The 22,935-nt window shown below is 29.8% G+C and carries 24 protein-coding genes and 1 other RNA gene; 23 read left to right on the plus strand and 2 right to left on the minus strand.

All coding sequences use genetic code 11. The annotated features are described in order from the left end of the window. Positions 1 to 31 precede the first annotated feature (31 nt). The 12 genes from serS to rsmI all read left to right on the plus strand — a co-directional run bounded on the left by serS (position 32) and on the right by rsmI (position 9,580). The gene (gene serS / locus LRR82_RS09970) at positions 32 to 1,318 is read left to right on the plus strand and encodes a serine--tRNA ligase (RefSeq protein WP_249029289.1); all 1,287 of its coding nucleotides are present in this window, start codon (positions 32 to 34) and stop codon (positions 1,316 to 1,318) included. Between the two features lie 42 nt (positions 1,319 to 1,360). After that, positions 1,361 to 1,445, plus strand: an RNA gene (ffs, locus tag LRR82_RS09975) — signal recognition particle sRNA small type. A gap of 16 nt (positions 1,446 to 1,461) precedes the next feature. Further along, complete coding sequence (locus tag LRR82_RS09980; protein WP_249029290.1) at positions 1,462 to 1,905, plus strand: nucleoside deaminase; 444 nt, start codon at positions 1,462 to 1,464, stop codon at positions 1,903 to 1,905. An 81-nt stretch (positions 1,906 to 1,986) separates the two neighbouring features. Continuing rightward, positions 1,987 to 2,655 carry a hypothetical protein gene (locus LRR82_RS09985; RefSeq protein ID WP_249029291.1) on the plus strand — a complete coding sequence of 223 codons (669 nt, stop codon included), beginning with the start codon at positions 1,987 to 1,989 and terminating at the stop codon, positions 2,653 to 2,655. Positions 2,656 to 2,737: 82 nt separating this feature from the next. Next, positions 2,738 to 3,145: a hypothetical protein gene (locus LRR82_RS09990; RefSeq protein ID WP_249029292.1), complete on the plus strand. Its 408-nt coding sequence runs from the start codon at positions 2,738 to 2,740 to the stop codon at positions 3,143 to 3,145. Positions 3,146 to 3,206: 61 nt separating this feature from the next. Then, positions 3,207 to 4,940 carry a DNA polymerase III subunit gamma/tau gene (dnaX, locus tag LRR82_RS09995; protein ID WP_249029293.1) on the plus strand — a complete coding sequence of 578 codons (1,734 nt, stop codon included), beginning with the start codon at positions 3,207 to 3,209 and terminating at the stop codon, positions 4,938 to 4,940. A gap of 8 nt (positions 4,941 to 4,948) precedes the next feature. Next, positions 4,949 to 5,542 carry a recombination mediator RecR gene (recR, locus tag LRR82_RS10000; protein WP_249029294.1) on the plus strand — a complete coding sequence of 198 codons (594 nt, stop codon included), beginning with the start codon at positions 4,949 to 4,951 and terminating at the stop codon, positions 5,540 to 5,542. 84 nt (positions 5,543 to 5,626) lie between these two features. Further along, a complete protein-coding gene (tmk, locus tag LRR82_RS10005) occupies positions 5,627 to 6,247 on the plus strand; it encodes a dTMP kinase (RefSeq protein ID WP_249029295.1) in 621 nt (206 codons plus the stop codon). Continuing rightward, positions 6,244 to 7,185: a hypothetical protein gene (locus tag LRR82_RS10010; RefSeq protein WP_249029296.1), complete on the plus strand. Its 942-nt coding sequence runs from the start codon at positions 6,244 to 6,246 to the stop codon at positions 7,183 to 7,185. Before tmk ends, LRR82_RS10010 begins: the two co-directional genes overlap by 4 nt. Positions 7,186 to 7,196: 11 nt before the next feature. Beyond that, positions 7,197 to 8,021: a PSP1 domain-containing protein gene (locus LRR82_RS10015; protein ID WP_249029297.1), complete on the plus strand. Its 825-nt coding sequence runs from the start codon at positions 7,197 to 7,199 to the stop codon at positions 8,019 to 8,021. Then, positions 8,002 to 8,736 carry a tRNA1(Val) (adenine(37)-N6)-methyltransferase gene (locus LRR82_RS10020; RefSeq protein ID WP_249029298.1) on the plus strand — a complete coding sequence of 245 codons (735 nt, stop codon included), beginning with the start codon at positions 8,002 to 8,004 and terminating at the stop codon, positions 8,734 to 8,736. Before LRR82_RS10015 ends, LRR82_RS10020 begins: the two co-directional genes overlap by 20 nt. Beyond that, the gene (gene rsmI, locus LRR82_RS10025; RefSeq protein ID WP_249029299.1) at positions 8,729 to 9,580 is read left to right on the plus strand and encodes a 16S rRNA (cytidine(1402)-2'-O)-methyltransferase; all 852 of its coding nucleotides are present in this window, start codon (positions 8,729 to 8,731) and stop codon (positions 9,578 to 9,580) included. Before LRR82_RS10020 ends, rsmI begins: the two co-directional genes overlap by 8 nt. A 98-nt stretch (positions 9,581 to 9,678) precedes the next feature. On the opposite strand, the gene LRR82_RS10030 is transcribed toward rsmI, so the two are convergent. Then, complete coding sequence (locus LRR82_RS10030; protein ID WP_249029301.1) at positions 9,679 to 10,260, minus strand: ECF transporter S component; 582 nt, start codon at positions 10,258 to 10,260, stop codon at positions 9,679 to 9,681. 141 nt (positions 10,261 to 10,401) lie between these two features. On the opposite strand from LRR82_RS10030, the gene LRR82_RS10035 reads away from it, so the two are divergent. The 8 genes from LRR82_RS10035 to LRR82_RS10070 all read left to right on the plus strand — a co-directional run bounded on the left by LRR82_RS10035 (position 10,402) and on the right by LRR82_RS10070 (position 16,885). Then, complete coding sequence (locus LRR82_RS10035; protein ID WP_249029302.1) at positions 10,402 to 11,052, plus strand: YggS family pyridoxal phosphate-dependent enzyme; 651 nt, start codon at positions 10,402 to 10,404, stop codon at positions 11,050 to 11,052. Next, positions 11,049 to 11,420: a methylglyoxal synthase gene (locus LRR82_RS10040; protein WP_249029303.1), complete on the plus strand. Its 372-nt coding sequence runs from the start codon at positions 11,049 to 11,051 to the stop codon at positions 11,418 to 11,420. Before LRR82_RS10035 ends, LRR82_RS10040 begins: the two co-directional genes overlap by 4 nt. Before the next feature lie 48 nt (positions 11,421 to 11,468). Beyond that, complete coding sequence (gene rnmV / locus LRR82_RS10045) at positions 11,469 to 11,990, plus strand: ribonuclease M5 (RefSeq protein ID WP_249029305.1); 522 nt, start codon at positions 11,469 to 11,471, stop codon at positions 11,988 to 11,990. Then, positions 11,991 to 12,800 carry a 16S rRNA (adenine(1518)-N(6)/adenine(1519)-N(6))-dimethyltransferase RsmA gene (rsmA, locus tag LRR82_RS10050; RefSeq protein ID WP_249029306.1) on the plus strand — a complete coding sequence of 270 codons (810 nt, stop codon included), beginning with the start codon at positions 11,991 to 11,993 and terminating at the stop codon, positions 12,798 to 12,800. A gap of 23 nt (positions 12,801 to 12,823) precedes the next feature. Next, entirely contained in the window at positions 12,824 to 13,567 is a 744-nt protein-coding gene (locus tag LRR82_RS10055; RefSeq protein WP_249029307.1) for a sporulation peptidase YabG, read from the plus strand. Positions 13,568 to 13,572: 5 nt separating this feature from the next. After that, entirely contained in the window at positions 13,573 to 14,424 is an 852-nt protein-coding gene (gene ispE, locus LRR82_RS10060; protein ID WP_249029310.1) for a 4-(cytidine 5'-diphospho)-2-C-methyl-D-erythritol kinase, read from the plus strand. A 94-nt stretch (positions 14,425 to 14,518) separates the two neighbouring features. Next, the gene (gene glmU, locus LRR82_RS10065; RefSeq protein ID WP_249029312.1) at positions 14,519 to 15,904 is read left to right on the plus strand and encodes a bifunctional UDP-N-acetylglucosamine diphosphorylase/glucosamine-1-phosphate N-acetyltransferase GlmU; all 1,386 of its coding nucleotides are present in this window, start codon (positions 14,519 to 14,521) and stop codon (positions 15,902 to 15,904) included. A 12-nt stretch (positions 15,905 to 15,916) separates the two neighbouring features. Continuing rightward, positions 15,917 to 16,885 carry a ribose-phosphate diphosphokinase gene (locus LRR82_RS10070; RefSeq protein WP_249029314.1) on the plus strand — a complete coding sequence of 323 codons (969 nt, stop codon included), beginning with the start codon at positions 15,917 to 15,919 and terminating at the stop codon, positions 16,883 to 16,885. 310 nt (positions 16,886 to 17,195) lie between these two features. On the opposite strand, the gene LRR82_RS10075 is transcribed toward LRR82_RS10070, so the two are convergent. Continuing rightward, positions 17,196 to 18,740 carry an integrase core domain-containing protein gene (locus LRR82_RS10075; RefSeq protein ID WP_249028930.1) on the minus strand — a complete coding sequence of 515 codons (1,545 nt, stop codon included), beginning with the start codon at positions 18,738 to 18,740 and terminating at the stop codon, positions 17,196 to 17,198. Between the two features lie 203 nt (positions 18,741 to 18,943). Here LRR82_RS10075 and LRR82_RS10080 point away from each other — a divergent pair, with 203 nt between their 5' ends. The 3 genes from LRR82_RS10080 (at position 18,944) to LRR82_RS10090 (ending at position 22,854) form a co-directional block, all read left to right on the plus strand. After that, the gene (locus LRR82_RS10080) at positions 18,944 to 20,884 is read left to right on the plus strand and encodes an LTA synthase family protein (RefSeq protein ID WP_249029315.1); all 1,941 of its coding nucleotides are present in this window, start codon (positions 18,944 to 18,946) and stop codon (positions 20,882 to 20,884) included. Between the two features lie 262 nt (positions 20,885 to 21,146). Then, the gene (locus tag LRR82_RS10085) at positions 21,147 to 21,905 is read left to right on the plus strand and encodes a TatD family hydrolase (protein ID WP_249029317.1); all 759 of its coding nucleotides are present in this window, start codon (positions 21,147 to 21,149) and stop codon (positions 21,903 to 21,905) included. A 10-nt stretch (positions 21,906 to 21,915) separates the two neighbouring features. Further along, entirely contained in the window at positions 21,916 to 22,854 is a 939-nt protein-coding gene (locus tag LRR82_RS10090; protein ID WP_249029318.1) for a 3D domain-containing protein, read from the plus strand. The last annotated feature ends 81 nt before the right edge of the window (positions 22,855 to 22,935 follow it).

The following is a 22,935-nucleotide window of genomic DNA, read 5'->3' on the forward strand; positions in this document are numbered from 1 at the left end:
ATAATCTATAAAAAGGAAAAGGAGAGATAAGATGATTGATATAGCAGTATTAAGAGAAAATCCAACACTTGTAAAAGAAAATATGAAAAAGAAATTTCAAGAACATAAAATTGAAATTGTGGATGAAGTATATAAATTAGATATTGAATACAGAGATGTTATTACGAAAGCAAGTGATTTAAGAGCAATGCGTAATAAATTAAGTAAAGAAATTGGACAATTTATGCGTGAAGGAAAAAAAGAAGAAGCAGAAAACAATAAAAAACGTGTAAATGAAATGGCAGAAGAATTAACTGTTTTAGAACAAGAAGAAGTTACAAAAGGTACTCAATTAAAAGAATTAATGATGAAAATTCCTAATTTTATTGATGATTCAGTACCAATAGGTAAAGATGATAGTGATAATGTAGAAATTAAAAAATATGGAGAACCAGTAGTACCTGAATATGAAATTCCTTATCATACACAAATTATGGAATCTGTAAATGGTATTGATATGGATGCTGCAGGTAAAGTTGCAGGAAATGGTTTCTATTATTTAATGGGAGATATTGCAAGATTACATTCAGGAATTTTATCTTATGCTAGAGATTTTATGATTGATCGTGGATTCACTTATGTTATTCCACCATATATGATTCGTAGCAGTGTTGTTACAGGTGTTATGAGTTTTGAAGAAATGGATAGCATGATGTATAAGATTGAGGGAGAAGATTTATATTTAATTGGTACTAGTGAACATTCAATGATTGGTAAGTTTATTGATACAATGACTGCAGAAGAAAAATTACCTTATACTTATACTTCTTATTCACCTTGTTTTAGAAAAGAAAAAGGTGCACATGGGATAGAAGAAAGAGGAGTTTATCGTATTCATCAATTTGAAAAACAAGAAATGATTGTTGTTTGTAAACCAGAAGAAAGTAAAATATGGTTTGATAAATTATGGCAAAATACAGTTGATCTATTTATAACATTAGATGTACCAGTACGTACATTAGAATGTTGTTCAGGAGATTTAGCTGATTTAAAATCTAAATCAATAGATGTAGAAGCATGGTCACCAAGACAAAAGAAATATTTTGAAGTAGGTAGTTGTTCTAACTTAACAGATGCTCAAGCAAGAAGATTAAATATTCGTGTACAAGGAGAAGATAGTAAATATTTTGCTCATACATTGAATAATACAGTAGTAGCACCACCAAGAATGTTAATAGCGTTCTTAGAAAATAATTTAAATGAAGATGGAAGTATTAGTATACCAGAAGCATTAAGACCTTATATGGGGAATATTTCAAAAATCCAAGTAAAAAAATAAAGAATCGATTGTAATATTTCTATTATTTATGTATAATAAAACTTGCCATTACAACAGGCAGCTTCGAACCATGTCAGGACCGGAAGGTAGCAGCATTAAGAAGTGCGTCTGTGTGTAATGGTTTTTATTTTAGGAGAAAATAAATGGAACAAGATGAAAAATATATGTTAGAAGCATATAAACAAGCAAAAAAAGCATTAAAACAAGATGATGTTCCAGTTGGAGCTATTATTGTAAAAAACAATAAAATAATAGCACGAGCATATAATCAAAGAGAATATAAACAAAGTGTTACTGCACATGCAGAAGTACTAGCAATACAAAAAGCATGTAAAAAATTAAATACATGGAGATTAGATGATTGTATTCTTTATTCAACAATGGAACCATGTATTATGTGTTCTGGTGTTATTATCCAAAGTAGAATATCAAAAGTAGTATATGGAGCTCATGATACAAGATGGGCATCTCTAAATAAAATAAGTAGCCTAGAAGAAAGCTTAAATCATATGCCAATTATTGTAGGAGGTATTTTAGAAGAAAGTTGTTCTAAATTAGTAAAAGAATATTTTAAACAAAAAAGGTAGAAATCCCTTTTTTAAATAGAATGAAAATTGATTTAAATAACAAAATATGATATTGTTTAAACAAGTGGGAGAGGTATATTTATGAAAAAAATAGGACGAGTATTATTAGTTTTTTGTTTATCGTTAGGATTAGTAGGTTGTGTGGAAGATGGATCTAATTATGCAACAAAATATGTAAAAGCAATATTAGATACGAGCTATTATAATGATCATGAAATTTATGAAGAAATTACATTAACAACATCAGATGAAAATGATGAAAATTATGAATTAGGAATTCAAAACAAAGTAGAAGAATTTTTCTATTATTGGGAAATAGAATATATTGATGATGAGATGTATGAAGAAGTTGTCACTATCTATAAAGAATTATATTTACAAGCAAAATATGAAGTTAATGATGCAACGGAAATATCAAGTACAGAATATGAAGTAATTGTTGATATATATCCGATATCTATTGTAGAAACAATAACAGCAGAAATGACAGAATATGTAACAGTCTTAAATGAAAAATATAGTGAATATGATTATACAAACATGTCTAGTGAAGAATATGATGCATTATATATTGCTTATGATAATGAATGGGCGGATGCAATTATTAGTGCTTATCAAGAAAAAATAGAAAATATAACATATAATGAAGTAGAAAGTGTTGTTGTATCAGTAAGTGTAGATAGCGATAATATCTATTCTGTGGAAAGTAGTATATTAACAGAAATAGATTCTTATATTGTTGCTTATTAAAATTTTATTTATGATTAGTTTCTTGATTGTTTAATAAGAAAAGCGTATCATGTTTAATAAGAAAATAAATGGGGGTATAAAAATGAAAATATTAATCGTAATAATAGTATTGATTGTAGGTGGGGGATATTATTTTTATCAAAATACTGTGAAACCAACAATTGATGAAAATGAATATATCCAATTAGCGTTAGAAGCATTAGAATCAGCTGATTTTAGTGAAGCAGAAGAATTACTAAGTCAAGCTTATGAATTATCAAAAGAAATACCTTTTGATGAATTATATGCAATGTATGAAGATGGTAGTGCTGAAGAACAATTAACAGATGCATTAAGTGCATTAGAAGATGTAAAAGATAGTATGGATGAAGAAAAAATTCAAGAAGCTATTGATTTAGTAGAAAGTTTAAAAGAAAAAGTAGATGATAGTTCTTTATTAGAAGATATTAGTGAAGAAAGTATTCAAGAAGCTTTAGAATTAATGGAATAATTAAGACTTAGAGTATCTAAGTCTTTTTTTTTATTGTATAATAGAGAAAGGAGTTGATAACATGACATATAAAGCACTATACAGATCTTATCGACCACAAAAATTTGATGATGTGGTTGGACAACAACATATTGTAAAAACATTACAAAATGCAATACGAAATGATAAAATAAGCCATGCTTATTTATTTTCAGGTCCTCGTGGAACTGGAAAAACAACAATAGCGAAATTATTAGCAAAAGCATTATTATGCCAAGAAGAAAATAAACCATGTGGTCAATGTGTTGATTGTAATGAAATTAGAGATGGACAACATCCTGATGTTATTGAAATTGATGCAGCAAGTAATAATGGAGTAGGAGAAGTAAGAGAATTAATAGATAAAGTAAAATATGCGCCTATTCAAGGAAAATATAAAGTATATATAATAGATGAAGTTCATATGATGACACCAGAAGCTAGTAATGCTTTATTAAAAACATTAGAAGAACCACCAAAACATGCTATATTTATTTTTGCTACAACAGAAATACATAAAATATTATCAACCATTATCTCTAGATGTCAGCGTTTTGATTTTACAAAAGTAGAAGATGTAGATATTATTCAACGCTTAACTTATGTTTTAGATAGTGAAAATAGAAAATATGAAAAAGCAGCTCTACCTTTGATTGCAAAATTATCAGATGGTGGTATGCGTGATGCCCTAAGTGTCTTAGAACAATGTCTAGCATATCAAAATGAACTTACAGAAAAATCAGTATTAGAAGTTTATGGATTATTATCGATGGAACAAAAAATTAATTTCTTATTAAAAATATTCCATAAAGATATGAAAGAAGTATTAAGACTTTTAGAAGAAATGTTAGCTAGTGGTATTGATATTAAGAGATTTACCTATGATTTAATAGATATATTAAAAGATATTGTTATTTATAAAAATACAAATGATGTATCTATATTATTTGTTTTAAATAAACAAGATGTTGATATGATTGTTCCTTATATAACAGTAGAAGAAACATTTATGATGATTGATCAATTCTTAGAAGCTTGTAGGCAATATACATTATCATTAGATGCAAAGACATATTTTGAATTAGCAGTATTAAAAATATGTAATAATGTAAAACAAGATACGAAAGAAATAGTGATTGATAGAAAACCAATAATAGAAGCTACACCAATTATTAAAAAAGAAGTAGAAATAATAAAAGAAGAACCAACAATTATTATTGAAGAACCTACTATCCTTGTTGAACAAGTTGAAATAAAAGAACCAGAACCAACACAAAAACAACAAGAAGTAGTAATTATTGATAAAAAAGATATATTAAATATATTAGTACAAGCAAATAAAGAATCATTAACTTTAATGAAAAGTAAATGGTCTATTATAGAAAGATATGAATTAAACGCTATTACATGCAAAGCTGCAATAAACCTAAAAACAGCAACACCAGTTGCTGCATGTAAAGAAGCAGTAATTATTATGTATGATGATAAAGTAATGGCAGATATAGTAAATGATAATGATGAATATAAATTTTATAAAGAGTTATTATTAAAAATATATAACCAACCAATTGAATGTATTGCTTTATCAAAAGAAGAATGGCAAGAAGTACGAAATCAATATGTCCAACTTAGAAATGAAAACAAACTACCAGAACCTAAAAAAATACAAGAAAACTTTGGTAGAAAAGAAAATGTATTAGAAAAATCAAAACTAACAAAAGCACAACAAAAAGCTTTGGATCTTTTTGGTGAAGATATTGTTGATTTTGAAGAATAGGAGGTCTTATGAATTATCCAGAATCGTTTGAAAATTTAGTAAACTGTTTTAAAAGACTTCCAGGAATTGGAACCAAGAGTGCAGAGCGTATGGCATATCAAATATTAGAAATGGATTCTAAATATGTCCAAGAATTTGGTGATGTTTTAAAAACATTTCAAGATAGTATTCAGTACTGTAAAAAATGTGGCCATTTATGCCAAGGAGATTATTGTGATATTTGTTTAGATAATTCTAGAGATACAAAAACAATATGTGTTGTAGAAAGTCCAAAAGATGTATATGCAATGGAAAAAATAAAAGAATATAAAGGAGTCTATCATGTTATGCATGGAACAATGTCTTTATTAGATGGACGTACTTTAGAAGATTTAAATATTTTAACTCTATTTGATCGTATTGATGAAACAACAAAAGAGGTTATTATTGCTACCAATCCAACAAGAGAGGGAGAAACAACAGCATTGTATCTTGCAAAGTTATTAGTTGCAAAAAATATACCAACAAGTCGTATTGCTAATGGATTACCAATAGGTAGTAATATAGATTATGCTGATGAATTAACATTACTTCGTTCTTTAGAAGGAAGAAATAAACTCTAAACACTTCTTTTGAAGTGTTTTTTTTAGAAAGCTTTGTAATAAGCTAACTTTTTCTATATAATAGTAAGGAAGGTAGGTGCTAGAATGCAAGGAATATTTATTACATTAGAAGGACCTGATGGTAGTGGAAAAACGACAGTTATTCAATTACTAGAAGAAAGATTAAAAAACCAGGGTAGAAACGTAGTTGTTACTAGAGAACCTGGTGGTATAGATATCGCAGAACAAATAAGAAGGGTTATTCTAGATCCTAAAAATACTGCCATGGAACCAAGAACAGAAGCATTATTATATGCTGCAAGTAGAAGACAACATTTAATAGAAAAAGTAAAGCCAGCGATTGAACAGGGTGCAATTGTTTTATGTGATAGATTTGTAGATAGTTCTTTAGTATATCAAGGAGTAGGACGTAAAATAGGAATAGAAGAAGTATATGATATGAATATGTTTGCTATTGAAGGAATCTTTCCAACAAAAACAATTTTCTTTGATATACCTTATGAAGTAGGATTACAACGTATTGACAAAAGTGATCGTATTGTAGATCGATTAGATATGGAATCAAATGATTTTCATCATTTAGTGTACCAAGGTTATATGACTATTTGTGACAAATATAGCGATCGTATTGAAAAAATTGATGCAAGTAAATCAATAGAAGAAGTATGCCAACAGGCAATGGATATTATTGAGAAATATTTATGATGGATAACATCAAAGAAACACAACCTATTTTATATAATCTTGTATATAACGCAAACAAAGAAAATCGTAGAAATCATGCTTTTCTTTTATCTGGAACAAACACAAAAGAAGCAGTTCAATTTTTAATAAAATCAATCTTATGTGATCAACTCGTTGCATGTAATGAATGTAATACATGCAAAAGAGTGGACGAAAAAAAATATAATGATATTATTTATTATGATGGTGATAAGGAATCGATTAAAAAAAGACATATTGATGCAATAAGATCTTCATTTATTGCAACCTCTTTAGAAGGTAAATCAAAAATATATGTTCTTGAAAATATAGATAAATCATCAAAAGAGGCAATGAATTCATTATTAAAGATGTTAGAAGAACCAGAAGGGGATACTGTTGCTATTTTTTCAACAAAAAACAAAGCAAGAATATTACCAACTATTGTATCTAGATGTCAGGTTATTGATTTAAAACCAGATAACAAACAAATAATAAAAAGCAAACTTGTAATAGAAAATATAGAGTTAGCATATGCTAACCTATTAGCAGAAATAGCTCCTTCTTACAAAGATGGATTAGAATTATATGATGAACGTTTTTGTTATATGTACCATGAAGCTTTTGCTACATTACAAGATATGTATACGAATCCAGATAACGTACTTATTAATATACATACTAACTTATTAATGAAATATAAAAAGAAAGATGACGTAGCATTATTTTTTGATATATTTGTTGTAGGATTGAAAGACTTATTGAGATTTATTTATGGACAAGAACTTGTTTTTGAAAAAGAAAAAGCAAAAATACAAACATGGAATATTGATGAAAATCAAGTGATTGATAGAATTCAAGCTGTATTAATGGCAAAACAAAAATTAGGATCGAATATGAATATTGGATTATTAATAGATAGTTTGTTTTACAAACTATAGAAGGGAGAATTATGGAAAATAAATTAGCAAGTGTACGTTTTAAGAGTGCAGGAAAATCATATTACTTTTCAACAAGTATCGAACTTGAAAAAGGGGACAAGGTTGTAGTAGAAACAGCTAGAGGAGTAGAACTAGGAGAAATATCAAAAGAGTTAGCTAGTTTAGAGGATTTCAATTTAGAAACAGAATTGAAAAAAATTTCTAGGAAAGCAACAGAAGGAGATATTCAAAAATTCAAAAAAAATGAAGAAGAGGCAACGGATGCTTTAAAGCTATGTAAAACCATTGTTAAGAAACATAAAGTTGATATGCAACTAACAAACTGCGAATTTACATTAGATAAAGCAAAAGTTATCTTTATGTATACTTCTTTAGATAGAGTGGACTTTCGAGAATTATTAAAAGAACTTGCAACAGTATTCCGTTGTCGTATTGAATTACGTCAAATAGGACCAAGAGATAAAGCTAAAATAGTAGGTGGATTAGGTGTTTGTGGAATGCCAATATGTTGTTCATCTATGATGGGCGAGTTTAATGGAGTATCTATTAATATGGCTAAGAATCAAATGCTAGCAATTAATATTGAAAAGATATCTGGTATGTGTGGAAGATTAATGTGTTGTTTGAAGTTTGAAGATGAAATTTATAGTATTGAAAAGAAACGTTTCCCTAAACCAGGGGAAAGAATTATTTATGATAAAAAAGAAGTAAAAGTATTAGGATTAAATATTGTGAATGATCTAGTAAAGATTGATAACCAAGGGGCAATTATATTTGTACCTTTAAATGAAATAAAAAGGAAGAAAGCAAACAAAGATGGAAAAGGAAGTAACTAATTATTTGTTAGCTCATAATGATATGCAAATTATCCAAAGGAAAGATATGTTTAACTTTTCTTTGGATACTGTTTTATTAGCTAACTTTTGTACATTAAATAAAGATATAAAAAGTATTGTTGATTTTGGAACAAACAATGCAGCAATACCACTACTATTATCTAGAAAAACAACAAAAAATATTATTGCAATAGAAATACAAGAAGAAGCAGTAGAACTTGCAAACAAAAATATTGCATTAAACAATCTTGAACAACAAATACAAATCATCCATAGTGATATTTATGATTATGTAAAAGATGCAAAAAAGACACAACTAGTTGTTTGTAATCCACCATTTTTTAAAGTGGATGAAAAAAGCAACCTAAATGAAAATACCTACTTACAAATAGCACGACATGAAATAAAAATAGATTTAGAAGGAATCATTGCAAGTGCTGCTAGAATACTAGATAACAAAGGAAGGTTTGCGATGGTACATCGCCCAGATAGATTAATTGATATTTTCAATATCATGCAAAAATATGATATTGAACCAAAAAGAGTTCGCTTTGTTTATCCAAAAGTAGGAAAAGAATCACACGTATTATTAATAGAAGGTATGTATAAAGGAAAAAAAGGACTTAAAATAGAAGCTCCTTTATATGCCCATAATGATGATGGAAGTTATAGTAATGAAGTTAGAAAAATGTTTGGAGAAAAGATCGATGAATAGACAAAAAAGTTTTCATAATGATAAAGCTACTTTGTATTTAGTAGCTACCCCTATTGGTAATCTAGAAGAAATAACTTATCGTGCAATCAATGTTTTAAAAGAAGTAGATTTTATTGCAGCAGAAGATACACGTAATACAGTTAAATTATTAAATCATTTCGAAATACAAACAAAAATGACTTCTCACCATGAACATAATTTAGGACAATCAATTCCTAAAGTAATCGGATTATTAAAAGAAGGACATGATATTGCGCTAGTTAGTGATGCAGGATATCCCGCAATATCTGATCCAGGATATGAACTAGTGAAAGAAGCAATTAAAGAAGAATTTAATGTTGTTCCTGTTAGTGGAGCAAATGCATGTTTAAATGCTTTAGTTGTTTCAGGTATAGCACCACAACCTTTTGTATTTTATGGTTTTTTAAATCATTTAGATAAAAAGAAAAAGAAAGAAATTGATGCACTTAAAAATCATACAGAAACGATTGTATTTTATGAATCACCACACCGAATCAAAAAGACACTTACTTTATTACAAAGTATTTTAGGAAATCGTTCTATTGCTCTATGTAGAGAAATTACTAAGAAGCATGAAGAAGTGATTAGAGGAACAATAGAAGAAGTATTGTCTGTAGTGGATGAATTAAGAGGTGAAATGGTAATTGTAGTAGAAGGGTGTAAGGATGTAGAAGTAGAGGACACTTTTGATATTTCTATTGAAGAACATATTCAACAATATATTGAAAAAGGAATGACTCCTAAGTCTGCTATTAAAGAAGTTGCAGTATTAAGAAATTTAAGCAAAAATGAAGTATATGATATTTATCTCAAAAGCAAGTAAATGATAGCTTGCTTTTTTTGTTTCACGTGGAACAAAAAAGAAAACTTGTTAATAAAATATTTGTGTTTCACGTGGAACAAAAAAACTCCATAAAGGAGCTATTTTAATAATTTTTCAATCATACCAGAATTACTTAGTTTCTTGTGTAATGCTAGATAAAATATGGTTGCTAGTATAATAGATAAAACAGCATTTACGCTAGTTGTAACAAGGTTCATACCAGCTAGAGTAGCAGCAGCTTTTTCAGGAAGCCCTAAAATAAAGCTTGTATAAAAATAAGAGAAGATGGGTTCACAAATAATATTAAATAACATCCCCATAGTACAAGAAGCAACAACCCCCATTGTTAAATTCTTACCTTCTTTGGTTTTGATTTTAATAATGCGATGTGCGAAAAACCCACAAACAATCCCAATAAATAATTTTAAAATAATAGTTTTAGGTGCTACAGTAATATAGATAGGATCTAATATATCTCCAATTCCCATTCCAATGGATGCGGCAATTCCCCCAGGTACCCCTCCAACAAGTAAAGCTCCTAATAATGCAAATGTGTTACCTAAATGAAAAGATGTTGTTCCCCCAGCAACAGTAACCTTAACTTGGAAAAAAGTGAAAGCAATGTAAGATAATGCAGCAAGTAAACCAACCATTGCAATCTTTAGTGTTTTGTTATTCATTTTATATCTCCCTCCGTGAATCTAGAATAACACACAAGTGTACCTTAATAAAAGTACAATTAATGATTATTTTATAAGGACAGATAAAAAAGAGACAAAAAAAGAAATGATTATGATATAATAAAAAAAAGGAGATTCAAAATGATTGTAAATAAAATAAAAGTAGAACAACTCATAAAAGATGTTTCACCAGTTCAATTAGTAGCAGCGACTAAGTATGTAGGAGTAGAGGAGTTGTATGAACTTGAAAAAGCAGGGATTTGTTGCTTTGGAGAAAATAGAGTACAAGCTTTATTGGAAAAGTATGATCAGTATCAAGGTAGTGTTCCTTTTTGTATGATTGGAACCTTACAAAAAAACAAAGTAAAATACATTATTGATAAAGTATGTATGATTCAATCAATCGATAGTTTATCTTTATTGGAAGTGGTAAATAAAGAAGCAAAGAAAAAAGAACTTATCATGCCTGTTTTAATTCAAGTGAATATTGCAAAAGAGGAAAGTAAGCATGGTTTTAATCAAGAAGAGTTAAAGGAATTATTTGATCAATTGATAGAATATCCAAATGTTGTGGTAAAAGGTTTTATGATGATGGCTCCAAATCAAGAGAATGTAAAACATTATTTTGACCAAACAAAAGCATTATTAAATAAATATCAGTTATTATATCCAGCTATTCCATTAAAAGAATTATCAATGGGGATGTCTCAAGATTACCAAGAGGCAATCGAAGCAGGAGCAACAATAATAAGATTAGGAAGCGTACTATTTAATGAGGAGGAAGAAAAATGAATGTAGCATTAATAGCACACGATAACAAAAAAGCAGAAATGATTGATTTTGTAACTGAGTATTACGATATTTTAAAAGAGTACTCTTTGTTTACGACAGGAACAACAGGAAAAAGAATTATGGAGTGTACAGATTTAGAAGTAACTAGAATGTTATCTGGTCCTTATGGTGGAGACCAACAAATTGGGAATCTTATTGCAATTGGTAAAATGGATATGGTAATATTCTTCCGTGATCCACTAACAGCACAACCACATGAACCTGATATTAGTGCATTAATGAGACTTTGTGATGTGCATCAAGTCCCACTTGCATCATGTAAATCAGCAGCAATATTATATATGAAAGCATTAGGAACTAAAGAATAGTTCCTTTTTTTTCGTGTAAAATTGTAGTATACTGTTACTGGTGATAGAATGAAAGAGATTAAAGAAGTAATTGTAGTAGAAGGTAAAACAGATACTGCTGTGTTACAACAATTGTTTCACGTGAAAACAATTGAAACACAAGGACTACAATTAAGTGATAAAACATTAGAATTAATAGTATCTACAAGTAAAGTAAAAGATATCATTGTTTTAACTGATCCTGATTATCCAGGAAAGAAAATAAGACAACAAATCCAAGATGCTGTTCCAACATGCAAACATGCTTTTGTAGAAAGAAAAGATGCGATAGGAAAAAAGAAGCTAGGAATAGCAGAAGCTAGAAAAGAAGCAATTATCGAAGCATTGGAAAATGTAGTTCAATTTGATAGTAGTAAAGAAAGTATTACATGGAAAGAGTTTCTATCTTTGGATATTATCGGTAATACAAAAAGAAGAGAATCAGTTTATCAAACATTTAACCTAGGGCAAGGAAATGTAAAAACATTATTTAAAAGATTAAATATGGTAGGTATCACAAAAGAAGATATTGTAAACCAAGTAGGAGAATAAATGAAAGATATTGCAACAGCATCAACAACTACATATATATTAGAAAAGTATAAACTTCAAGCAATGAAGAAGTACGGACAGAACTTCTTAATTGATAGCAATATAGTAGAGAAAATAGTAGCTAGTGGAAATGTTGATAAAGAAACATGTGTTATTGAAATAGGTCCAGGAATTGGTGCTTTAACGCAAATATTAGCTCGTAATGCAGGACAAGTGATAAGTTATGAAATTGATCAACGTTTTCAACCAGTCTATGAAGAATTTTTTATAGACCAAAATATAGAAATACGTTTTCAAGATTTTTTAGAAGAAGATATAGAGAAAGTAGTAAGTGAACTAAAACAACAATATAAAAGAGTATGTGTTGTTGCAAATCTTCCTTATTATATAACTACTAAAATTATTGAGAAGATACTTACTAGTTCTAGTAATGTCGATTGTATGGTAGTAATGATTCAAAAAGAAGTAGCTGAAAAGTTTACTAGCAAATATAAAAGTCCATTAACTATTATGATGGAAGATATTGGAACATGTACTTATGAGTTTACAGTTAGTAAAAATGTCTTTATCCCTAGTCCAAGAGTAGATTCAGCAGTAATGAAAATAGAAGTTGAAAAAGCAATTGACTTAGAACTATATCAAGTATTACAAACTTCTTTTGTACAAAGAAGAAAAACAATTTATAATAACTTAAAAACAAACTATACAAATGCGGAAGTTATTTTAGAAAATAGTGGGATAGAAAAAACAAAAAGAAGTGAAGAATTAAGTTTAGAAGATTTTAAAAGAATCACCAAAAATTGTATTTAACATATAATAGAATGGTGATATAAATGAAAATAGGAGATATTGTTTGCCGTAAGAAATACGGCAAAGATATATGTTTTGAAATAGAAGCAATCCAGGAAGATATTTACTATTTAAGAGGGATAGAATATCGATTAATAGCAGATAGTACATTAGAAGATTTAGAATTAAGTGAATTTAATCCACAAGATAACGATATTGAAATTGAACAAAACCCTCAAATCAAAGGAACTGTCTTACACATTGACGGAGACAATCGATACTTAGAATTATGTTTAAATAAGTATAAAGAATTTAGAGTACATGCTTATGGTTACCATATTCCTGAAAATCAAGTAAAAGATAGAATATTAGAATTATTAAAAAAACACAAACCAGATTTATTAGTAATTACAGGGCATGATGCCCTAAAGAAAAGTGGAAATAGAAAAGATAGTAGTAGCTATTTGCATTCCTTGGATTACGTAGAAGCAATTAAGGTAGCAAGATCATATGAAGGAAATAAAGATCATTTAATTATTTTTGCAGGAGCATGTCAGTCTTACTACGAATTATTGCTAGCAAGTGGAGCAAACTTTGCATCCAGTCCAGACAGAAAAAACATTCATGCATTAGATCCGGTCTATGTAGTAAGCCAAATCGCAGGAGCTAGTGTTACAAACTATGTAGACTTAGAAAAAATTGTTGCAAAGACATCAAAGAAACATCAAGGTATCGGAGGTATTGATACAAGGGGTGTTGCAAGAAAAATTTATCCAATAAGTAGGTGAAAGAAATGAAGATTAGAGCTTATGCAAAAGTAAATTTAGCGTTAGATGTAGTGAGAAAAAGAGAGGATGGTTATCATGATTTAGAAATGATAATGGCTCCTATTGAACTACATGACTTGTTGTATGTCGATAAAATACAAGAAGGTATCATTGTTGAATCTAGTAATCCAACAATACCAACAGATCAAAGGAATATTGCTTATCAAGTGGCTAGTTTGATGATAGAGAGATATCAAATAAATGGTGGTGTTAAAATTTTTATCTATAAACATATACCTAGTCAAGCTGGTTTAGCAGGTGGTAGTGCAGATGGTGCAGCAGTTATCAAAGCGATTAATTATTTGTATCATTTAGGACTTAGTTATCGTGATATGGCAGAGCTGGGAAAAGAAGTAGGTGCAGATATTCCATTTTGTATTTATGAAAGATTAGCTCTAGTAAAGGGGATTGGAGAGAAGTTAAATTTTATCCAAAATAACTTTGAAGCATACTTATTATTAGTGAAACCTAAAAAAGGGGTATCAACTAAAAAAGCTTTTGAAACATTAAATATAGAAAAAGCAATTCATCATGATTGTATGACAATGAAAAAAGCATTAGAAGAAGATAATTATCCTGTGGTTGTTAGTCAACTACAGAACACATTAGAACTACCTTCGATAGGGATGGTTCCAGAAATAGAAGAAATAAAAAAGGAAATAATCGAGCTAGGATTCGATGGTGCATTGATGTCTGGAAGCGGTTCCTGTGTGTTTGGTATTACTAGAGATGAACAAATATTAGAGACAGGATTAAAACATTTTAAAAACAAATATTATTTTGTAAGAAAAACAAAGCTCTTACAAAAGGAAAAGTAAGGCAAAAATCTAGTAAAAAAAAGAAAAAACAAAGGTTTTATCTTTTTTTTATGTTCAATTTTTGTTAAAATGAACGTGGTAAAGGGGTACTGAAATGAAAAAATACGCAATCATTATGGCTGCCGGTAAAGGCACGAGAATGAATTCAGAAAAACCAAAGGTTATACATGAAGTATTATACAAGCCAATGATTACTTTAATTATTGATGAATTAAAGAAATTAGATGTAGATAAAGTATATGTTGTAGTTGGACATAAAGCTAAAGAAGTAGCAGCGGTTTGTGGCAATGAAGGTATAGAATTCGTATTACAAAGTGAGCAACTTGGAACTGGTCATGCAGTGAAACAAGTGGGGCAACACTTAGCAGGAAAAGAAGGTACTACAATTGTTTTAAATGGGGATGCACCTCTAATAACAAAAGAGACATTACAAGCATTAATAGACACTCATGAAAAACAAGGAAACAAAGGAACAATCATGACATGTGATTGTGATTTAGAAACAAGATTTGGTCGTATTATTAAGGAAGATAACCAAGTAAAAGAGATTGTAGAATTTAAAGACTTACAAGAAGGTCAATATGGTATCAGTGAGATGAATGTTGGAGAATATTGCTTTGATAATAAATGTTTATTTGAAGCATTAGAATTAGTAGATAACAAGAATGCTCAAAGTGAATACTATTTACCAGATGTCTTTAAAATTATGGCAAAACAAGCAATTCAAGTAGGGAGTCATAAAATTGATGACTTACATGAAGTTGGAGGAATTAATGATCGTGTGGAGTTAGCTCTTGCTTCAAAAGCATTACAAAAACGTATCAATAGAAAACATATGTTAAATGGTGTTGGGATCATTGATCCAGAGAACACATATATTACTAGTGATGTTCAAATTGGTAAAGAAACAGTTATTGAACCTGGAACAATATTAAAAGGTACTACCGTTATTGGAGAATATTGTCATATTGGTCCTAATTGTGAATTTACAAATGTTATTGTAAAAGATCATGTAGAGATTAAGTTTAGTGTTTTATCAGATAGTGTGATTGAAAGTGGAACTGATATTGGACCATATGCAAGATTACGAACAAATTGTCATATTATGGAAGATGTTCATATAGGAAATTTTGTAGAAATGAAAAACGCTAACTTTGGTAAAGGAAGTAAGTCAGCACACTTAAGTTATATTGGAGATAGTGATGTAGGAACGAATGTTAATATTGGTTGTGGATCAATCACTGTTAATTATGATGGCAAGAATAAGTCTAAGACAACAATAGGTAATGATGTCTTTATAGGATGTAATTCAAACTTAGTAGCACCAGTAACAATTGGTGATAATGGGTTTGTGGCAGCAGGATCAACAATTACAAATGATGTTCGTGAGGATGCATTTGCTATTGCTAGAGCAAGACAAGTAAACAAGGAAGATTACGTTAGTGTATTAGTAGAAAAAAGAAATAATAAGGAAAAATAACAGGAGCCAGAGATGAAAAACAAAATTACAATTTTCGCATTATCAGCAAGTCAGGAATTAGCAGCAGACATCGCATCTAACTTAGGATGTGAAGTGGGTAAATCTAAAGTTCACCATTTTGCAGATGGAGAAATCTTAGTAGAAATCGAAGAATCAGTACGTGGGAAAGATGTATTCATTGTACAATCAACTTCAAATCCAGTAACAAATAACCTAATGGAAGTCTTAGTATTAGCAGATGCTTTAAAAAGAGCGTCAGCAAAAGAAATTACAGCAATTATTCCTTATTTTGGATATGCTCGTCAAGATCGTAAAGCAAAACCAAGACAACCAATTACTTCTAAATTAATTGCAAACATTTTAACTGCAGCAGGAATTAATCGTGTTGTAACAGTTGATTTACATGCAGCACAAATTCAAGGATTCTTTGATATCCCTGTAGATGAAATGCAAGCTTTACCATTATTAGCTAATTATTTCAAACAACAACAATTAGAAAATATTTGTGTAGTATCTCCAGATCATGGTGGAGCTACAAGAGCTCGTAAATTAGCAGTAGCATTAGATGCACCGGTTGCAATTATCGACAAACGTCGTCCTAAACCAAATGTAGCTGAAATCATGGGTATTTTAGGAGATGTTGAAGGAAAACATTGTATTGTTATTGATGATATGATTGATACAGGTGGAACAATAGTGGCTGGTGTAGATATGTTACTTAAAAAAGGTGCTAAATCTGTACGTATAGCTTGTACTCATGCAGTATTCTCTGGAGCTGCTGTAGAACGTTTAGAAAATTGTAGAGCAGAAGAAATTATTGTAACGGACACTATTAAATTAGAAGAAGAAAAAATATTCCCTAAATTAAAAATAGTTTCAGTAGCAGGATTATTAGCAAAAACAATTGATAATATTGAAAATTACTTACCAGTAAGTGATGTATTTGAAATGTTTAATTTTGATAATCATCAAGAATTTTAATTAAAATAGAGGGTCTATGGAGATAGATCCTTTTTTGCGCAAAAAACAACATATAACAAAAAATTGCATTTTATGAAAAGCATCTTGTAAATTTTAAAAAAAGTGCTAATATATAGAAAGGTAGTGTAAAGAATCTATGAAAAACACTATATAGAGTTGAGTTTAATGAATCATTTTTCTTTGAATGATGGAGAATCATGCAAAGAGTGTTAAATTTATGATTTTTCAAAATAGTCAACTTGGTTTAGTGATGAAAAAAGCCCTGAAAAGGGCGCAATGAGGGTATCGTTTTTTGATGAAGTAGTTCTAACTATGCTTGATGATATTGTGTACTTAACTCGATGAGCTTTATCCACTTATCTTGCATAAGCTTTGCATCTTGAAATAAATCATCTTGTACAGGTGTTTTATATCCAAGAGAAGAATGTGGACGTAAAAAGTTATGAAAGGCTACAAAGAGTGTCATGTATGAATTAGCACATTCTAATTTATCATAACCATTGGTACCATGATAGTTTTGTTTATAGGTTCTATTTAAGCGTTCTTCTATCTGTTTATAAGGACGATATTTCTTAGAAGTTTCATCTTTGTTTTTTACACCAATGACTTGTTGTAAATCAAAAGAGATACCATGAATTCCAAAGAATAACTGTGCTGCATTGTAGATGGGATTTCCATCTGCAATAAGTAATAAATCTTTTGGTATTTCCTTGTAATGAGCTAGACAGTCATAGATAGATTGACAAGCACACTTCGTATCACGAACAGGATAAATAGTATTTGAAGTAATGATTTTCTTTATAGGATCAGACCAAAAGAAAACATAGTGGTTTTTACCACGTACCTTAATGTAGGTTTCATCACCAGAAAGAATAGATCCTAGTTGATAAGGATACTTATCAACCATAGGTTTGATAATTGCGGACACACTTGTTGCATAGTTCATGATAGTTTGATGAGATATTGAAATACCATGTACTTGTTTAAAGATAAGAGCAGTCTTTCTAGAAGAAAGACCAAAGTTTACATGATACGTTAAAACAAGCCCTAAAACATTAGAATCATAGTGTATACGGGATAAATCAACAGGAGCATCTATCGTTTTTACTGTTTGTTTTAAGTTTTCTAGATTGAACTTAAATTCACGATAGTGATAACGGTAACGATATTCACCAGAAGATGTCTTAAGGTGTTCACCCATTCCCTTGGAGTGAAGTTCATTATTGTTTAAATAGTAAGAACACTTTCTATTAACACAACAATAAACAATATAATTGTTTCGATCATGTTGCTTATCTAATTTACATTTACAATGAGGACAGTAAATACCTGTTTGTTCAGGCAAACTAACCTTGGTAGAAAAAGTATTCTTACAACACTTACAAAGGAGTTGTCCTTGTTTGTTGTTGTTATAAATATAAGATGTAGGAGCACCACAAAAAGGACATACTCCTTGGAAAGTAAAACCTTCAGGATTTCTTCTTTTTACAGGTGTAATAGCTTGTTCTTTTAAGATATCTCCAAAGGATAATTGTTGTACTATTTCTCTTTGGAATAGTGGTGGTGAATCAATAGTGAAGTCGGCATAAGGAATCGTAGTATCTTTTGTCTTCTTTAAGCGAGATACTTCCTTTTTTAAAGATTGGATGATGTGATCATCAAAGTAAGAAGTTAACCATTGAATATGAGAAGAAGCTTCTTGTAAGTGATAGATAAAATCATCGGTATTTAATAAGTCACTCAAAGATGAAGGAATATGCTTTAGAAGAAGCAAAGATTCAATATATTGAGAGAATTTGAAATTAGATTTAGAAAAGCTATTTAAATTATTTAGAATAGATGTTATACTGTCCATGGTGAGATTTCCTTTCTGCTTTTGGTGCAACTTAAGTATAACATGGAAATCTCATCATTTTTAGTATAAAGATAAAAATGATGAGTCAGTGTAGGTGTATACAGTGACTTTTTTTACTGTTTATATAGAACAAACAGGGTAGATGCGTTTGTATCAGTTTTACTGATTTTTGACACTACCTATAGAAAAAAAGGAGGTATTCTATGAAAGAAAAAATAAAAAAAATAATAAAAACACATGCTGGTTTTATAATCATATATGCAGTAATAATTAATTCAATTATAGAAATGCTAGGAAGATTAAGTATTTCTAGTTTCTTTCAACATTTAGTGAATGATACACTCTTTTTCTTTTATAATGTAGTTATTATCGCATTAACATTTAGCTTGAGTTATTTCTTTAAAAGAAAGAAGTTCGTAGTAGTCGTAATTAGTGTATTTTGGGTAGCATTAGGGATAGCAAATTATGTAGTTTTATCTTATCGTATTACACCTTTTGCAGCAATTGACTTATTTATTTTACAACTAGATCTAGACTTCTTATCCAAATACATGAGTATTCCATTAGCTGTAGGTCTATGTGTTGCTATCATATTAGGTATCTATGCTATATTAAAAGCCTATTTAAGCACAACACAAACAGAAGTGAAATATAAAAAATCTCTATTTAGAATCATTAGTATCACATTAGGAGTATTCTTATTCTATCAAGGATGTTTAGCAACAGGTGTTTTTGAGACAAGAATCACAAACATGCAAGACTCCTATGATCATTTTGGTTTTGTCTCTTGTTTTGCACGTAGTGCAATAGAAAGAGGGATTGAAGATCCAGAAGAATATAGTCAAGAACAAGTATTATCTTTGCTTCAAGAAATAGAAACAGATTCTAGTGTGGAAACAACACCCAATATAGTAGTAGTACAATTAGAATCTTTCTTTGATGTTAGTTTACTAAAAGATGTTACTTTTAGTGAAAATCCAATTCCTAATTTTACAGAGCTAATGGAACAATACCCTAGTGGTATGTTAGATGTAGCAGTAGTAGGGGCTGGTACTGCAAATACAGAATTTGAAGTGTTAACAGGAATGAATGTAAACTATTTTGGAACAGGAGAATATCCTTATGAAACTATTCTAAGAGAACAAACTTGTTTAAGTATTCCTTATAGTTTAAAAGATATAGGATATAATACTTTTGCAATTCATAACAATACTGCTACTTTCTATGGAAGACAATATGTTTATTCTAATTTAGGATTTGATACTTTTATTTCTAGTGAATTTATGGAAACAATAACCATGACACCAAATGAATGGATTAAAGATGAAAACTTAACAGTAGAAATAATGAAGTGTTTAGAATCTACAGAAGAACAAGACTTTGTATTTACTGTTAGTGTACAAGGACATGGGTCTTTCCCTGAAGAAGAAACAGAAAGTGAATATGTAACGATTACTTCTAGTCCCTATGATGAAGGATTAGAAAATCAAGTAGAATATTACGCTAATCAATTATATGAAATGGATATCTTTGTATCAGAACTAACAGAAGAAATTAATAATTTAGATGAACCTACTATCTTAGTGTTTTATGGAGATCATATTCCATCTTTAGATATTACAGCAGAAGACTTAACAACAGGAAATAACTATCAAACACAATATGTTGTTTACTCCAATTATGAATTATCAATGGAAGATCAAGAATTAGAAACATATCAATTATTAGCAACTGTATTAGATACTGCAGGTATATCAAATAGTCCAATATTACAATTACATCAAAGTGAATATACAGATGATTATGAACAAAATTTAGAGTTATTACAATATGACTTATTGTATGGTGAAAACTATTCTACTAGTGGAGAACTACCAGAACCAACTGATTTACAATTAGGAATTGGTGGACTAGAATTTACCATTACCCCATCAACAGACCAATTAGTAAAAATAGAAGGAGATAATATTACTTCCTACAGTCATGTCTTTGTAAATGATAAAGAAGTAGATGTATATTATTATATTGATCATGTTATTTATATAGAAAGCGAAGATATTGAATTAGGAGATGAAGTTGTTATTAAACAAATAGCAAGTGATAATACGATCCTAGTAACATCAAATGCCCAAGAATATCAATAAAAGGACCTAGAAATAGGCCCTTTTTAGTATAAATATGGGAAAATTTAACAACTAAAATAGATATTGTCTACATAAAATAAAAAAAGAATACTTTTACTAAATTTGTTAAAATGACAAATTAATACATGAAAAATATCTATTTTTAGAGATATTTGATAAAAAAACAAGCAAAAAAGCAAATAAAAGTAGGTATATAAAAAATATAAATTTAGATATTTGACAAAAATATGTTATTTTGCTATTATGTCCCCGAGGTGAAACTATGTACTTTGATACCCACGTTCATTTAAATAGTGAACAATTATATGAGAATCATCAAGCGTTTATAGAAAATGCACATAACAACCAAGTAGAATACATGGTTGTTGTTGGCTATGACTTAGCGTCATCAAAATTAGCAGTTGAATTAGCGAACCAAAATCCAAATATTTATTGCGCGATTGGATTTGGGCCTAACGATTGTCTAAACACAACACAACAAGATATAAACGAACTTGAACAGTACATGAGTGACCCCAACGTTGTAGCAGTGGGTGAAATCGGACTCGATTATTATTGGGACGAAGTCGGAAAAGAAAAGCAGCAAGAAATTTTCCAACTTCAAATAGACCTTGCAAAAAAGTATGATAAACCAATAGTAATACATTGTAGAGACGCTTTTGAAGATACTTATCAAATGTTAGAACGTAATGGGCATCGTGGAATTTTACATTGTTATAGTGGTTCGGTAGAAATGGCAAAAAGATTCATATCGCTTGGATATATGATTTCTTTAGCTGGACCTGTGACCTTTAAAAATGCAAAAGTTCCAAAAGATGTGGCAGAACAAATAGATTTAAACAGTTTATTAATAGAAACTGACTGTCCTTATTTAACTCCTCATCCATTTAGAGGAAAATTGAATGAGCCTGCAAATGTTGTGTATATTGCCCAGGAAATAGCAAAGCTAAAGAACATGGAGATAGAAAACGTTGCAAGAATGACAACGTTTAATGCTAAAAAGATTTTTGGCATTAAATAGGAGGAAAAAAATGAAAAAAATCAAAGAAGCAATTATTAACGGTGACTCCCGTAGTAAGGGACTAGTTATCGCATTAGTTGCCTATTTAGTAATTGCTAGTACCGTCGTATTAAGTGGTGCTACTAGTCAAATTACAGATTACATTCAAACCGTTGCAATCCACATCAAAGATGGTGGGGAGGAAACAAAAGATTATTTAGTAAAACAAGATACAGTAGAAAATGTGTTAGAAGAATTAGATATTGAATTAGCACAACAAGACGAAATAGATCAAGAATTAAGCTATATTGTAAACAAAGATGATCTACTAACTATTACGCGTGTAACAAATGCACAAGTAGTTGACGAAGTTATTATTGAATCATCAAAAATAACAACGTATGATGGATTACACTTATTTACATCATCAGTAGTACAGCAAGGTCAAGATGGAGTAGTAGCAACAACTTATGATGTTACTTATGAAAACGGGCAAGAAGTAAATAGAGTTTTAGAGTCAACAGAAGTAGTAACAGAAGTTACAGACACAATTACATCAGTAGGTACAGTGCAAGCTGGGGCATACTTTTCTGGTAAATTAACCACTTATGGTGGGGACTGTAGTGGATGTACTGGATATTCAGCCTGTGGTATTCAATTAAGCGCAACAACTGGAGTGAATGGAAATGGAACAGCACAATTATATTACAATGGTCAATGGTACTATTGTTTAGCTGCCGATTCTTCAATTCCTTTTGGAACAATCATTGAGATAACAAATCACAATCTATCATTAGAACCAGTAATATATGGTATTGTAGTAGATCGTGGGGGAGCAATCACAGGGAACAAAATCGATATTTTCAAAGGAAGCCAAACAGGAGGAACAACGTATTTCTCTGGTGGAACTAGTACAAATGCTAGCTTTGAAATAATCTCAGTAGGTTCAGGAAGAAATTTCTGGAAGTAAGCAAAAGAATGGGGAAACCCATTCTTTTTTTCATCGATAGAAGTAAGATAATTCATTTGCTTGAAAAGGCATCTTATAGTA

The organism is Tannockella kyphosi, from assembly GCF_021054785.1.
GTDB classification, from domain to species: Bacteria; Bacillota_I; Bacilli_A; order Erysipelotrichales; family Coprobacillaceae; genus Tannockella; species Tannockella kyphosi.